Origin of the sequence: Pseudomonas sp. 91RF, from assembly GCF_003576265.1 — a bacterium.
In the GTDB taxonomy this organism is placed as follows: domain Bacteria; phylum Pseudomonadota; class Gammaproteobacteria; order Pseudomonadales; family Pseudomonadaceae; genus Aquipseudomonas; species Aquipseudomonas kribbensis.
This window is the reverse complement of record NZ_QWFC01000041.1, coordinates 12,259-26,712: the sequence shown is the minus strand read 5'-3', so window position 1 is coordinate 26,712 and position 14,454 is coordinate 12,259. Positions and strand designations below refer to the sequence as shown.

The 14,454-nt window shown below is 59.9% G+C and carries 15 protein-coding genes; 7 read left to right on the top strand and 8 right to left on the bottom strand.

Annotation, left to right across the window (positions count from 1 at the left end):
• Positions 1-13 precede the first annotated feature (13 nt).
• The 4 genes from DXT77_RS21175 (at position 14) to DXT77_RS21160 (ending at position 4,283) form a co-directional block, all read left to right on the top strand.
• Positions 14-556, top strand: coding sequence for a YaeQ family protein (locus tag DXT77_RS21175; protein ID WP_007954646.1), 543 nt, complete (start codon positions 14-16; stop codon positions 554-556).
• Positions 557-610: 54 nt separating this feature from the next.
• Positions 611-2,320, top strand: coding sequence for a single-stranded-DNA-specific exonuclease RecJ (gene recJ / locus DXT77_RS21170; protein ID WP_119429021.1), 1,710 nt, complete (start codon positions 611-613; stop codon positions 2,318-2,320).
• Positions 2,321-2,552: 232 nt separating this feature from the next.
• Entirely contained in the window at positions 2,553-3,659 is a 1,107-nt protein-coding gene (locus tag DXT77_RS21165; RefSeq protein WP_119429020.1) for an NADH:flavin oxidoreductase/NADH oxidase, read from the top strand.
• A gap of 90 nt (positions 3,660-3,749) precedes the next feature.
• Positions 3,750-4,283 (top strand): GNAT family N-acetyltransferase, encoded by a 534-nt coding sequence (locus DXT77_RS21160; RefSeq protein ID WP_119429019.1) that lies wholly within the window; start codon positions 3,750-3,752, stop codon positions 4,281-4,283.
• 121 nt (positions 4,284-4,404) lie between these two features.
• Here the strand turns inward: DXT77_RS21160 and DXT77_RS21155 are convergent, their stop codons facing one another.
• Positions 4,405-6,033, bottom strand: a complete 1,629-nt coding sequence (locus DXT77_RS21155) for a glucan biosynthesis protein D (protein WP_119429018.1) — start codon at positions 6,031-6,033, stop codon at positions 4,405-4,407.
• A gap of 403 nt (positions 6,034-6,436) precedes the next feature.
• On the opposite strand from DXT77_RS21155, the gene DXT77_RS21150 reads away from it, so the two are divergent.
• Complete coding sequence (locus DXT77_RS21150; protein ID WP_119429017.1) at positions 6,437-6,622, top strand: hypothetical protein; 186 nt, start codon at positions 6,437-6,439, stop codon at positions 6,620-6,622.
• Positions 6,623-6,677: 55 nt separating this feature from the next.
• Here DXT77_RS21150 and DXT77_RS21145 read toward each other — a convergent pair whose 3' ends face one another.
• Together DXT77_RS21145 and DXT77_RS29770 are read right to left on the bottom strand one after the other, a co-directional pair.
• Positions 6,678-7,169 (bottom strand): Bro-N domain-containing protein, encoded by a 492-nt coding sequence (locus DXT77_RS21145; RefSeq protein WP_119429016.1) that lies wholly within the window; start codon positions 7,167-7,169, stop codon positions 6,678-6,680.
• On the bottom strand, positions 7,141-7,446 hold the full coding sequence (locus DXT77_RS29770) for a hypothetical protein (protein ID WP_147407019.1): 306 nt from the start codon (positions 7,444-7,446) through the stop codon (positions 7,141-7,143). The genes DXT77_RS21145 and DXT77_RS29770 overlap by 29 nt, the downstream gene beginning before the upstream one ends.
• Before the next feature lie 232 nt (positions 7,447-7,678).
• Between DXT77_RS29770 and DXT77_RS21140 the strand changes: the two genes are divergently transcribed.
• Both DXT77_RS21140 and DXT77_RS21135 read left to right on the top strand, forming a co-directional pair.
• Positions 7,679-7,918: an AbrB/MazE/SpoVT family DNA-binding domain-containing protein gene (locus tag DXT77_RS21140; RefSeq protein ID WP_119429015.1), complete on the top strand. Its 240-nt coding sequence runs from the start codon at positions 7,679-7,681 to the stop codon at positions 7,916-7,918.
• A gap of 6 nt (positions 7,919-7,924) precedes the next feature.
• On the top strand, positions 7,925-8,326 hold the full coding sequence (locus DXT77_RS21135) for a type II toxin-antitoxin system VapC family toxin (RefSeq protein WP_119429014.1): 402 nt from the start codon (positions 7,925-7,927) through the stop codon (positions 8,324-8,326).
• Between the two features lie 75 nt (positions 8,327-8,401).
• Here the strand turns inward: DXT77_RS21135 and DXT77_RS21130 are convergent, their stop codons facing one another.
• From DXT77_RS21130 to DXT77_RS21110, 5 genes are all read right to left on the bottom strand, one after another.
• On the bottom strand, positions 8,402-9,886 hold the full coding sequence (locus DXT77_RS21130) for an APC family permease (protein WP_119429013.1): 1,485 nt from the start codon (positions 9,884-9,886) through the stop codon (positions 8,402-8,404).
• Between the two features lie 199 nt (positions 9,887-10,085).
• Positions 10,086-11,510: a gamma-aminobutyraldehyde dehydrogenase gene (locus DXT77_RS21125; RefSeq protein ID WP_119429012.1), complete on the bottom strand. Its 1,425-nt coding sequence runs from the start codon at positions 11,508-11,510 to the stop codon at positions 10,086-10,088.
• 50 nt (positions 11,511-11,560) lie between these two features.
• Complete coding sequence (locus DXT77_RS21120) at positions 11,561-12,388, bottom strand: ABC transporter permease (protein ID WP_119429011.1); 828 nt, start codon at positions 12,386-12,388, stop codon at positions 11,561-11,563.
• Positions 12,378-13,313 carry an ABC transporter permease gene (locus DXT77_RS21115; RefSeq protein WP_007954664.1) on the bottom strand — a complete coding sequence of 312 codons (936 nt, stop codon included), beginning with the start codon at positions 13,311-13,313 and terminating at the stop codon, positions 12,378-12,380. The genes DXT77_RS21120 and DXT77_RS21115 overlap by 11 nt, the downstream gene beginning before the upstream one ends.
• A 1-nt stretch (position 13,314) precedes the next feature.
• Complete coding sequence (locus tag DXT77_RS21110; protein WP_119429010.1) at positions 13,315-14,352, bottom strand: ABC transporter ATP-binding protein; 1,038 nt, start codon at positions 14,350-14,352, stop codon at positions 13,315-13,317.
• Between the last annotated feature and the right edge of the window lie 102 nt (positions 14,353-14,454).

The following is a 14,454-nucleotide window of genomic DNA, read 5'->3' as shown; positions in this document are numbered from 1 at the left end:
AAGAAGCCCGTTCATGGCCCAGCCGTCCACTACCTACAAATTCGAACTGAACCTCACCGATCTCGACCGCAGCGTCTACGAGAACGTGAAGCAGACCATCGCCCGTCACCCTTCGGAAACCGAAGAACGCATGACCGTACGCCTGTTGGCCTACGCGCTCTGGTACAACGAGCAGTTGTCGTTCGGTCGTGGTCTGTCGGACGTCGATGAACCTGCGTTGTGGGAAAAGAGCCTGGATGACCGCGTCCTGCACTGGATCGAAGTCGGCCAGCCAGATGCGGATCGCCTGACCTGGTGCTCCCGTCGCACCGAGCGCACCAGCCTGCTGGCCTACGGCAGCCTGCGCGTCTGGGAAGGCAAAGTGATCCCGGCGATCAAGAACCTGAAGAACGTCAACATTGCCGCTGTTCCTCAGGAAGTGCTGGAAACCCTGGCCCAGGACATGCCCCGCGTCATCAAGTGGGACGTGATGATCAGTGAAGGCACGATCTTCGTCACCGATGATCGCGGCCAGCACGAAGTCCAGCTCACCTGGCTGCAAGGCGAGCGCGGCTAAGTCCGCGTTACTCCCGAAAAATCCCACTTATTCAAGAGAAGCTTCTGTCACCCCATGCGTATCGATCCTCGCCCGTTGCCCGCCACTCTGCCGTTTCTCGGTGAACTGCCACCCCTGCTGACCCGCCTGTACGCGGCACGGGGCGTGCAGTCCGAGGCGGAGCTGGACAAGAGCCTGGCGCGGTTGATTCCGTTCCAGCAGCTCAAGGGGATCAATGCGGCGGTGGACCTGCTGGTGACGGCGCTGGAGCAGCGTCAGCGGATCCTGATTGTCGGCGACTTCGACGCCGACGGCGCGACGGCCAGCACCGTGGGCGTGCTTGGCTTGCGCCTGCTGGGCGCGGCGCACGTCGATTATCTGGTGCCGAACCGCTTCGAATACGGCTACGGCCTGACCCCGGAAATCGTCGAAGTCGCGATGACCCGCGAGCCGCAACTGTTGATCACCGTCGACAACGGTATTTCCAGCGTCGAAGGTGTGGCGGCCGCGAAACGTCACGGCCTGAAGGTCCTGATCACCGACCACCACTTGCCCGGCGATGAACTGCCGCAAGCCGATGCGCTGGTCAACCCGAACCAGCCTGACTGCGAGTTCCCGAGCAAGGCGCTGGCCGGCGTCGGGGTGATTTTCTATGTATTGATGGCCTTGCGCGCGCGTCTGCGCAGCCTCGGCTGGTACGAGAGCAAGCCACAACCGAACATCGGTGAACTGCTGGATCTGGTGGCGCTGGGTAGCGTTGCCGACGTGGTGCCGCTGGATGCCAACAACCGGATTCTGGTGCATCAGGGGCTGGAGCGGATTCGCGCCGGGCGTGCGCGGCCGGGGATAAAGGCGATACTGGAAGTGGCCAAGCGTGAAGCCTCGCGCATTACGTCGACCGACCTCGGTTTCATCGTCGGTCCGCGCTTGAACGCGGCGGGGCGTCTGGATGACATGAGCCTGGGCATCGAGTGCCTGCTGACCCACGACGCTGCGCTGGCTCGGGAAATGGCGGCACAACTGGACGGCATGAACCAGGACCGCAAATCCATCGAGCAGGGCATGCAGCGTGAAGCGCTGGCCCAGCTCAAGGACTTGCCGGTCGAGTCGATGCCGTTCGGGTTGTGCCTGTTCGATCCGGAATGGCACCAGGGTGTGATCGGTATTCTGGCTTCGCGGATGAAAGAGCGGTATTTCCGCCCGACCATCGCGTTCGCCGATGCTGGCGACGGCTTGCTCAAAGGCTCGGGGCGTTCGGTGCAGGGCTTTCATATTCGTGATGCGCTGAGCGTGGTGGCGGCGCAGCATCCGAATTTGATCAGCAAGTACGGCGGCCACGCGATGGCAGCCGGTCTGACCTTGCCGCAGGAGAATTTTCCGTTGTTTGCCGAGGCCTTCGACGCCGAAGTGCGTAGGCAGCTTCGCGAAGAAGACCTGACTGGGCGTCTGTTGTCGGATGGCACGCTGGCGGTCGAGGAATTTCATCTGGAACTGGCCCGTGCTCTGCGTCACGCCGGGCCTTGGGGCCAGCATTTCCCGGAGCCGCTGTTTCACGGCGTGTTTCAGTTGGTCGAGCAGCGAGTGGTCGGCGAGCGGCACCTCAAAGTGGTGCTGAAAACCGAATGCGGTTCGGTGAAGCTTGATGGCATCGCCTTCGGCATCGATCGCGATATCTGGCCGAATCCGACGATCAAATGGGTCGAACTGGCGTACAAGCTCGATCTGAACGAATTTCGCGGTAATGAAACCGTGCAACTGATGATTGCCCACATCGAACCGCGCTAAAGGACTTCGCGCCCCTTCAGTTAAGGGGCGCAGGAAGCTTCAATTGTGCTGTTTCATTTCTGAACCCTCCCTCATCCCCGGATGTCGACTAGGCTCTAAGCACTGCTTGATTGGCCTTGTGACGTCTTGTCGAATTTTTTGCCCGCGGGGGCGGGTGCCGTACCTTTTCCTGTCACTCGTCGACTTTTCAAACAGAACCCTGGAGCCTGCCCACTGATTTGAGAGGTGCCCCATGAGTCTGCTGCTTGAACCCTTTACCCTTCGCCAACTGACCCTGCCCAACCGCATCGCCGTGTCGCCCATGTGCCAGTACTCCAGCGTCGATGGCCTGGCCAACGACTGGCATCTGGTGCACCTCGGCAGCCGTGCCGTGGGGGGCGCGGGACTGGTATTTACCGAAGCCACGGCGATCACGGCCGACGGGCGGATCACCGCCGAAGACCTGGGCCTGTGGAACGACGAACAGATCGCACCGCTGCAACGCATCACCCGATTCATCAATGCGCAGGGCGCAGTGGCCGGCATTCAACTGGCCCACGCCGGACGTAAGGCCAGCACCCATCGGCCATGGATCGGCAAACACGGCAGCGTCAAACCGGATGACGGCGGCTGGACCCCGGTCGGGCCTTCGCCGATTGCCTTTGACCCGCAACACACCCAACCCAAACAGCTTGATGAGAGCCAGATCGCTCAGGTCATTCAGGACTTTGTGGCAGCGGCCAAACGTGCTCTGGCGGCCGGTTTCAGTGTGGTCGAGGTGCATGCGGCGCACGGTTATCTGCTGCACCAGTTTCTTTCGCCGCTGAGTAATCAGCGCCGTGACCAGTACGGCGGTTCGTTCGAAAACCGCATTCGTCTGGTGCTGCAAGTGACCGAGGCGGTACGAGCGGTGTGGCCGGAAGAACTCCCTGTGTTCGTCCGCCTGTCGGCCACCGACTGGGTTGAAGATGGCTGGAACCCCGATGAAACCGTCGAGCTGGCGCGACGCCTGAAAACCCTCGGTGCGGATCTCATCGACGTGTCGTCGGGCGGTACCGCAGCGAATGCGGAGATTCCGGTGGGACCGGGTTATCAGACGCGCTTCGCCGAACGGGTGCGCAAGGAGTCAGGCATCGCCACCGGCACCGTGGGAATGATTACCGAACCGGCCCAGGCCGAGCACATCCTGCGAACCTGTCAGGCCGACATCATCTTCCTCGCCCGAGAGCTGCTGCGTGATCCGTACTGGCCGCTGCATGCCGATGATGATCTGGGCGGGCGCAAAGCGGTATGGCCGGCGCAGTATCAACGTGCGACTCATCGGGATCAGCCGATTCACGAGTCTGATCTGCGGGATTGATTCCGACCTGCCGCAAAGCCTATAAAACCCGCCATTGAACCGGCGGGTTTTTCTTGTCTGCCGTCCGGAATCGCAAGGGAATGGACTGCAATGTTGATCGAACGAGCGCTGACTGAATCCGACTTGCCACTGCTGGGGCTGATCAACCGCAGTGAGTTGGTCGAGGAATGTTATCGCGTGGAAAACGGTGAGCTGGTTCGGTATCCGGTGCATTTCGACATGCTCGGTTGGCCCGAAGGGGAAGCGGAGGAGAACGCGCGGGTATTGGAAAAGTGTTGGCGCAGCGGCGGTTGGCTACACGGACTTTTCGATGGCGAGACAATGGTGGCGGCGGTGGTTGTGGATAACCGGGTTATTCACAATCAGGGCCTGAACATGCGGCAGCTGAAGTTCCTGCACATCAGCCGTGACTGGCGCGGGCAGGGACTGGGCGGGCGCTTGTTTGCCCTGGCTTGCGAGCATGGCCGGGAAGTCGGCGCCGAGGCGTTGTACGTCTCGGCGACCGAGTCGCGCAATACCGTGGAGTTTTACCAGCGCCAGGGTTGCCGGTTGCTGGCGCAACCGGATCCCGAGTTGTTTGCACTCGAACCCCACGATATCCACTTGTACTGTCGCCTGGACTGACGCCATCGCGAGCAAGCTCGCTCCCACAGGTTTTCGGTTGTACACAAACTCTGTGATCAATCGATACCCATGTGGGAGCTGGCTCGCCAGCGATGAGGCCCGATCTGACGTCAGAGTATCATCAAGGATACTTGCGCTTGTCCGGTGCCGGCGGGAAGTACTGGTACAACCAGGTCTCGCTCAACGTGCGGTCGTTGGTGCGGATGAACAGTCGCAGCTCAACCGGCTCCACGCTGTCGTTGGTCGGGTACCAGTCGAACAGGATCCGGTAACCCTTGATGTCATCCAGCACCAGCACGCTGAAGTCCTGCACCTTACCGTTGGAGCAAGTGACCACCGGTTCGATCCCGGTGCCCTGCGGCAAACGATCCAGACCGCCACCGGTGAAGTCCACGGCAAAACGACGGGCCCAGACCGGCGGGTAATGCTCGCCCGGTGCCCAGCCTTCAACGAATCCACCCATGCCCGAACGGGTCGCATGCACCCGCGCCAGCGGCGTGCCGACCGGCGGCAGGGCGCTCCAGTAGAGCTTGTAGCCGTAGTTCAGCGAGTCGCCTGCGGCCACTGGTTTTTTCGGCGTCCAGAACGCGACGATGTTGTCGAGGGTTTCGCCGGTTGTAGGAATTTCCAGCAGATCGATAGAGCCTTCGCCCCACGCGGTTGTAGGTTCTACCCACAGGCTCGGACGCTTGCTGTACCAGTCGACGGTGTCCTGATAGTTGGCGAATTCGTGGTCGGTCTGCACCAGACCGAAACCTTTCGGATCGGTATCGGCGAAGGCGTTGAATTGCAGGGTTGCCGGGTTGTTCAGCGGACGGCAGATCCACTCGCCGTTGCCGCGCCACATGGCCAGGCGATCCGAGTCATGAATTTGCGGGTGAATGGTGTCGCACATCCGGCGCTCGTGGGTGCCGCAGCTGAACATGCTGGTCATCGGCGCGATGCCCAGTTGTTCGATGGCGGTGCGGGCGTTGACGTGGGCGTCGACTTCCATCACCACGCGCTCGGCCTGGCAATCGATGTCGAAGCGATAGGCACCGGTCGCGCTCGGCGAGTCGAGCAGGGCGTAGACCACGAAGCGGGTCGCGTTCTGATCCGGGGTTTCGAACCAGAATTTGGTGAAGTCGGGGAATTCTTCGCGTTTCTTGGCGTAGGTGTCGACGGCCAGGCCGCGGGCGGAGAGGCCATATTGGCCAGTGGCATCCACCGCACGGAAGTAGCTGGCGCCGAGGAACGACACCACGTCATGCCGATCCAGCTCCGGTGCCTTGAACAGCTTGAAGCCGGCAAAACCCAGGTCGCCCTTGAGCTGCTGAGTGTCGACCGAAGTGTTTTCATAGTTGAACAGTTGAGGGCGGAAATGCACCTCGCGGGCCGTGCGCGTCTTCGGATCGACGCTGTACATGCGCACCGGCTGGCGGAAACCCATGCCGACGTGGAAGAACTGCACGTCGAGCTGACCCTTGTTTTCCTTCCACAGCGAATGCTCGCCGTCGTAGCGGATCGCGTTGAAGTTTTGCGGGGTCATGGTCGCCAGGGTCGGCGGCAGCACCTGTTTGGTGTCCTGATACGCGCTGCCGGCCAGTTGTTTGGCCTGGCGCTTCAGCGTTTCGAAGTCGAAGGCCTGTGCTTCACCGTCGGCGGCACCGCCAGAGGCGGCCCAGGCGCGTGCGGCGAGCAGGCCGGAGGCGGAAAGACCGGTGTAAGCCGCAATGGCCATGGACGCTTTGAGCAAATTCCTGCGGTGCATAGATACAACCTGTCGTGGACAATCCCGCGCCGTTCCTGGCACGTACTGGATCAGAAATTACGGTTCGGACAAGCCTTCGGCCAAACGCTACGGACTAGTAACAGATGCGCGCTAGCTTAATCCGTTCGCTGATTTTGCAAAATTCATTGATTACACGGCGACAGCGTCTCAATGAAACAAGACGTTACGGTTACTTATCCCACAGCTTTTTCTGATTTACAGGGCATATCTGATTTTTTCGACTAATTACTCTAAAAACCACTTTTCAGCGCCGATTTAATTTCTATTCTATGGGCATGGCCGGTCACGACTCACCCGACCGGCAGGGCTCAAATCGCTGCTTAAGGGAGCAGGGCGATGCGGTTTTGGAAAATTTCTGACGTACTGGAAAAGGACAACGTCCATGGCAAAAGGACAAGGCATCACCGAAATGTTGGGCATCTTTCCCTGCCTCGCCAACGTCCGGCGAAGACGCCGGCTCAGTCCGGATGAACTGAAGCTGGTGGAGCGTTACCGGGAGTTGTCGGAGAGCGACCGGATTGCGATGCGGTATCTGGTGGATGCGATGAGGAGTGTTTCGCGGTTTTGAAGTGAAAAACCAAAGGGGCGGACTGTGAAGTTCGCCCCTTTTTCATTCTTGAGGTTTACCGGGGACGCTGTGCCTGCATCAACTCAGGCATGTCCCGCCATTTCACCCAGGCCTGTTGTTGCCAATGCAGCAGCGGCACGGTGACGCCTGCCCAATGCATCGAGCTCAGGCTCGGGCAATTTTCCGCTGTTGCTGAGTTGGTTTCCCGCAGGATGGGAATCACTTCATTACTCAGCCATTGCCGCAGGTTGCGGTTTTCCGGGATGAAATGGTGGACGAGCAGCGCGTACATGCCGGATTCGCTGACCATTGGTGTCTCGACAACTTTGCCGTACTTGCGCAGGCGGACGGTGCGGCGTTGGTCGGGGGCGAGTTTGAGCGTGACGCGTGGGTTCAAGGGATGGCCCATCATGCGACCCAGATCTTGAGCGCAGAACCAGGCTTGATGATCAAGCAGGAGGGCGTGGAGGAAGCGGTTGTGGCGGGTGAATACGGTGGGGATGAAGTAAGGATGATCTTTAGAGGAATTTTGAGTTTGATTGGGCATTCGTCGACTCCAATATTGAGAATAGAGCCGCCACTCGAATGAGTGCGGTTGCGCCATTTTGACTTTGTTCCGGCTTCGACACCGGGCTGCTGACTTCGCTGCCGAAAAGAAGCGTATCGGTCAGATGCTTATGGTGCCAAGCCCGGTTAATCGACGCTTGTTGTCGGAATTGAAGATCTTTTTCGTAGGCAGCATCTGTAGGAATTTCCTGTTTTTGCATGTTCTGCAGAGAGGAGGCCCCTGAGCCACAATTTTTCCTATATTCATTCGAATCCACGGAACGAACCTCAGGTTTCTTCCCGACGATCCAATATTCGGTTTCCAGTTACGGCTTGTTTCAGGCGGGTCACTGCGACCTATGGCAGCTGTTTATCGTCAGAGCAAAACGCTTTAAAGCACTGCGCTGTCGTCCTTTAAATCGGTCGGAGTAGTCCTACGATCAGCGGCGGTTGCAGATCCCGAAACCAAGTATTACGTTGGTGTAGCGAGTAATACTCAAGGAGCATGACATGACGACAACCATGACGAGTAAGGGTCAAGTGACGATTCCCAAGCCAATCCGTGATGCCTTGCATCTCACGCCGGGCTCGGCGATTGAGTTCAGTGTCAATGAGCAGGGAGAGGTGGTACTGCACAGTGCGAAGCCCGATACAGGCAAAGCAAAAATTCCGGATCGATTTGATGCTGTTCGTGGCAAAGCCGATATCAAATGGCGAACCGATGATTTGATGGCGTTGCTTCGGGGGTGATGATTAATGGTGTTAGTTGATACCAATGTGTTGATTGACGTTTTGGAGGACGACCCAGCTTGGGCCGACTGGTCTATCCAGCAACTTCGCGCTCAGTCGCTAATTCATGAGTTGGTCATTAACCCGATCGTCTATACAGAGTTATCCCAGACGTTTTCAACGTTTGAAGCTCTGGATGGGGTAGTTAATCAGCTCGGCTTGGTCATGCAGGAAATCCCGCGACCTGCGCTCTTTTTGGCTGGTAAAGCGTTCGTTCGTTATCGAAAGGTAGGCGGAGGAAAACACAACGTGTTGGCGGACTTTTTCATTGGTGCTCATGCAGCTGTAAAAAAACTACCGTTGTTAACACGAGACTCTAAGCGCTACCGCAATTACTTCCCCTCCGTCGAGTTGATTACACCTTCCTGATTTGTAGGTACGTTTATAAGTAGCTTGGAATCGTAAGTCGCCCCGGAAGTATCTGAATCTCCGGGGCGATTGTGTTTAGCGACTCACCTTCCAAGCATCCCCAGCCGGCGCCTTCCCATGGTCATACGGCTTGCCAATCCACATGTAAACCAGCCCCAACCCAATCACGATCACCGTGCTCAGCACCATCGCGTAGTTGATGTACCACGCGGCATCCGGGGTACGTGGCCAGGCCATGTTGATGATTGCGCCGACGCCGTACACCAGCGCGCCGATGTTCACCGGCCAGCCCCAGGCGCCGAGGGTGAATTTGCCGCTGGGTTTCCAGCCTTTGCTGCGGGCGTACAGGGCGGCGAGGACGATCATCTGGAATGCGAGGTAGATGCCGATGGCGGCGAAGCTGACGATGGTGGCCACGGCGTCTTGCAGGAAGAAGCCGAGGGCGATGATCAGGCCGGGCAGGACGCCGGACACGAACAGCGCGGCAACCGGAACTTGGGTCGTAGGAGAAATCTTTTTCAGCAGTCGGCTGCCGATGACCATTTCATCACGGGCGTAGGAATACAGCAGACGACTCGCCGCTGCTTGCAGGCTGATGACGCAGGAGATGAAGGAAATCATTACCACGCCCATCACCACTTTCGAGCCGATCGGGCCGAAGGCGTTGTTGAGGATGGTGGTGACCGGGTCCTTGTCGGTGCCGTTGATCACCGCTTGCATGTCCGGCACGGCGAGGATCAGCGCCAGGCACGCAAACATCGCCGCGATGCCGCCGATGTAGATGGTCATGCGCATGGCCACCGGGATTTTCTTGCTCGGGTTCGGGGTTTCTTCGGCGACGTCGCCGCAGGCCTCGAAGCCGTAGTAGAGGAACATCCCCGCCAGCGAAGCGGTGAGGAACGCCGGCAAATAGGAGCCGTCAACACTGATGTCGAAAGTGTTGAACAGCACGCTGATCGGCTGGTGACGCTCGAAAATCAGCAGGTACACGCCGACGATCACTGCGCCCACCAGTTCGCAGAGGAAGCCGAACATGGCGATCCGCGCCAGCACTTTGGTGCCGCTGAGGTTCACCAGGGTGGCGAACAGTGTCAGCACCAGTGCGATGACGATGTTGGTGTTGTTGCTCGGCTCAAAACCCAGCATGGCCGCGAGGTACGGGCAGGCGCCGACCGCCACGGCGGCGATGGTCACGCACAGGGCGATGGAGTAGATCCAGCCGACCATCCATGCCCATTTCTTGCCCACCAGCCGCCGCGCCCAAGGATAAACGCCACCGGAAATCGGGAACTGCGAAACCACTTCGCCGAAGATCAGGCACACCAGCAATTGCCCGCAACCGACCAGCAAGTAGGCCCAGAACATCGGTGGTCCGCCAGCGGCCAGGCACAGGCCGAACAGGGTATAAACCCCTACGACCGGTGACAGATAAGTGAAGCCCAACGCGAAGTTTTCCCACAAGCTCATGCTGCGGTTGAAGTTGGAGGTGTAGCCCAGTTGGCGCAGTTGTTCGGCATCGCTGTCGGCAACGGCGGCTGAGAGATCGGGTGATGCACTCATGTGTGTCTGCTCCGTGAAATCGGCAGATTTCGGATGGCCGAAACCGTGGCGGGGCTCGGTGAGCGCCGCCCGGATCGGTAGTTATTGTCGGGTGTTTAATCCTGTTGGTGCGTATGGCCGGTTTCTGCCTTGAAGCCGGAGTTGACACCTTCGCGAGCAGGCTCGCTCCCACGGGAACTGTGGGAGGGCCGTCAGTGTGTCAGTGCTTGAACATCACATGCCGAACCGTGGTGTAGTCCTCCAGCCCGTACATGGACATGTCCTTGCCGTAGCCGGACAGTTTCTGACCGCCATGAGGCATTTCGCTGACGAGCATGAAGTGCGTATTCACCCAGGTGCAGCCGTACTGCAAACGGGCGGACAGGCGATGCGCACGTCCTACATCCGCCGTCCATACCGAGGACGCCAGGCCGTAGTCGGAATCGTTGGCCCACTCCAGCGCCTGGGCTTCATCGGTGAATTTGGTCACCGACACCACCGGCCCGAACACTTCGCGACGGACGATCTCGTCGTCCTGCTGGGCGTCCGCCAAAACGGTGGGTTCGAAGAAGAAGCCGTTGCCTTCGACAGCCTTGCCGCCGGTGATCAAGCGAATGTGCGGCTGCGCCACGGCGCGTTCGACAAACCCGGCCACGCGGTCGCGATGCTGGGCGGTGATCAGCGGCCCCAGTTCGGTAGACGGATCATCCTGCAAGCCGTATTTGATACTGCTGACCGCCGCGCCGAGTTTCTCGACGAACTTGTCATAGATGCCTTGCTGGGCGTAGATCCGGCACGCGGCAGTGCAGTCCTGGCCGGCGTTGTAGAAGCCGAACGTGCGAATGCCTTCCACTGCAGCGTCGATGTCAGCGTCGTCGAAGATGATCACCGGCGCCTTGCCGCCCAGTTCCATGTGCATGCGTTTGACGCTGTCGGCGGTGCTGGAAATGATGTTCGAACCGGTGGCGATGGAGCCGGTCAGCGACACCATGCGCACTTTCGGATGAGTCACCAGCGGACTGCCCACGCTCGGCCCACGACCGAACACCAGATTGAGTACGCCGGCCGGGAAAATTTCCGACGCCAGTTCGGCCAGACGCAACGCGGTCAGCGGGGTTTGTTCCGACGGCTTGAGCACCACGGTATTACCGGCGGCGAGGGCCGGGGCGATTTTCCAGGCGACCATCATCAGCGGGTAGTTCCACGGCGCGATGGAGGCGATCACGCCCACCGGGTCGCGGCGGATCATCGAAGTGTGGCCGGGCAGGTATTCGCCGCCGGCCGAACCGCTCATGCAACGGCTGGCGCCGGCGAAGAAACGGAACACGTCGGCAATCGCCGGGATCTCGTCATTCAGCGCGGCACTGTAGGGTTTGCCGCAGTTGTCCGATTCCAGTTTCGCCAGTTCTTCGCCGTGGGCTTCGATGGCGTCGGCGAGTTTGAGCAGCAGCAGCGAACGGTCCTTCGGCGTGGTCTGTGACCATTCGGCGAAGGCACTGTCGGCGGCGCGCACGGCGGCATCGACCTGGGCTTCGGTGGCTTCGTTGATGTCCACCAGCACTTCTCCACGCGCCGGGTTGAGCACCGGTTGCGCCGGGCCTTCGCCGTTGACCAGTTGGCCGTTGATCAAGAGTTTGGTTTGCATGTTGTTGTCCTCTTTCTACTGCAAATTCAGGATGGGAAAGGTCAGGGAATTCATTTGCCGCCGCTGCCGGCCACGCTCTCGCCACCCCGGGTCAGGTAGTAGGCGCCGAGGATCGGCAGCATGGTTACGAGCATTACCAGCATCGCCACGACGTTGGTCACCGGCACGTCCCGTGGGCGGCTCAACTGGTTGAGCAACCACAGCGGCAAGGTGCGTTCGTGGCCGGCGGTGAAAGTGGTGACGATGATTTCGTCGAACGACAGCGCAAACGCGAGCATGCCGCCGGCGAGCAACGCCGAGCCGAGGTTCGGCAGAATGATGTAGCGGAAGGTCTGCCAGCCGTCGGCGCCGAGATCCATCGACGCCTCGATCAGGCTGTGGGAGGTGCGGCGCAAACGGGCGATGACGTTGTTGTAGACGATCACCACGCAGAAGGTCGCGTGACCGACGATGATGGTGAACATCCCCGGCTCGATCCCCAGTGTCTTGAAGGTCGCCAGCAGCGCGATCCCGGTGATGATCCCCGGCAATGCAATCGGCAGGATCAGCATCAGCGAAATGCCCTGTTTACCGAAGAAGTCCCGGCGATACAGTGCCGCTGAAGCCAGAGTGCCGAGCACCATCGCAATCAGCGTGGCAATGGCCGCGATCTGCAACGACAGCTTGATCGCTTCCAGCACGTCCGGCCGGGAAAACGCCACGCTGAACCAGTGCAGCGTGAAGCCTTTCGGAGGAAAGCTGAACGCCGCGTCTTCGGTGTTGAAGGCGTAGAGGAAGATGATCAGGATCGGGAAGTGCAGAAACACCAACCCGCCCCAGGCTGCGATTTTCAGGCCTAGAGAGGCTTTTTCCCCCTGCTTTTCTGAATTAGAGCGCATCGAAGGCCCCCAGTCGTTTGACGATGGACAGGTAAATGGCGATCAGCACGATCGGCACCAGCGTGAACGCCGCAGCCATCGGCATGTTGCCGATCGCGCCTTGCTGCGCGTAAACCATGCTGCCGACGAAGTAGCCCGGCGGGCCCACCAGTTGCGGCACGATGAAGTCGCCCAACGTCAGCGAGAACGTGAAGATCGAACCTGCGGCAATCCCCGGCACCGACAGCGGCAGAATCACCTGCATGAAGGTCTGGCGCGGCTTGGCCCCGAGGTCGGCGGAGGCTTGCAGCAACGACGGCGGCAGGCGTTCCAGCGAGGCCTGGATCGGCAGGATCATGAACGGCAGCCAGATGTAGACGAACACCATAAAGCGCCCCAGATGCGAGGTCGACAAGGTGCTGCCGCCAACCCCGGGAATCCCCAGAATGAACTGCAGAACCGGCTCCAGCCCCAGGTGCTGAACGAACCACTGCGCCACGCCGCCCTTGGCCAGCAGCAACGTCCAGGCGTAGGCCTTGACGATGTAACTGGCCCACATCGGCATCATCACGGCGATGTAGAAAAACGCCTTGGTCTTGCCGGTGGTGTAACGCGCCATGTAGTAGGCAATCGGGAACGCGACGATGGCGCTGGCGATCGACACCACGACGGCCATGCTCAGGGTTCTCAGGATGATGTCGAAGTTCGACGGTTGAAACAGCGCGGCGAAGTTGGCCAGGGTCAGGTCCGGGGTGACCGCCATGGTGAAGTCGTCGAAAGTGTAGAAACCTTGCCACAACAGCACGAGCAACGAGCCCAGATAGATCGCGCCGAACCACAGCAGCGGCGGCACCAGCAGCATCGACAGATACAGATTCGGCTTGCGGTAGAGCAGGTTGGAAAACCTGCGCAACGGCGCCGATTGAGGGAGGGCGAGGGCGGTCATGTCACACCCCGCTCGCAACGGTGTCGTGCAGCGGAATCATCGCTTCCCGCGCCCAGCGTGCACTGATGCGCTGACCGGTCTGGTGCTGCGCGCTACTGTCGATCCACTGATTGTTGGCCTGGCTGATGCTCAGGGTCTGGCCGTTTTCCAGTTTCAGTTCGTAGCGCGTGGCGCTGCCCTGGTACTGGATGTCATGGAGCAGACCGCTGACTTCGATTTCATGGCCGGCCAACGGGCCTTCGGCGAAACGTACGTGTTCCGGGCGGATCGAAAACGGCTGCGGATGACCGCTGAGCTGGCGCGCCAGATCACCGCGAATCACGTTCGAAGTGCCGACGAATTCGGCGACGAACGTGGTGGTGGGTTTCATGTACAGATTGCGCGGGGTGTCGACCTGTTCGATGCGACCCTTGTTGAACACGGCCACGCGGTCGGACATCGACAGCGCTTCGGTCTGATCGTGGGTGACGAAGATGAAGGTGATGCCGAGCTGGCGTTGCAGTTTCTTCAGTTCGCTCTGCATCTGTTCGCGCAGCTTCAGGTCGAGGGCGCCCAACGGCTCGTCGAGCAACAGCACTCGTGGGCGATTGACCAGTGCGCGGGCGAGGGCGACACGCTGGCGCTGACCGCCGGACAACTGCACCGGTTTGCGCGCGCCATAGCCGCCGAGGGCGACCATGTCCAACGCCTCTTCGGCGCGTTTGTGGCGCTCGTTCTTGTTCACACCTTTGACCTTCAGGCCGTAGGCGACGTTGTCCAGCACGTTCATGTGCGGGAACAGCGCGTAATCCTGAAACACGGTGTTTACGTCGCGTTGATAAGGCGGCAGACCGGCGGCTTCGGCGCCGTGAATGCGGATCGAGCCAGCGCTCGGTTGTTCGAACCCGGCGATCAGGCGCAGGCACGTGGTCTTGCCCGAACCGGAGGGGCCGAGCATGGAAAAGAACTCGCCGTCCTGGATATCGATGGAAACCCGGTCAACGGCCTTCACTTCGCCGAACTGCCGGGAAACGTTGGTGAACTGGACTGCAAGCGTCATGATGCGGTGCTCCAAAAAGGCGAGGGCCGTCGCAGCGGCCCTGCCTGGACTTCTGAAAAACGAACAACGGTTATCTGTTGCCAGGTGAGATCGCGGTATTGG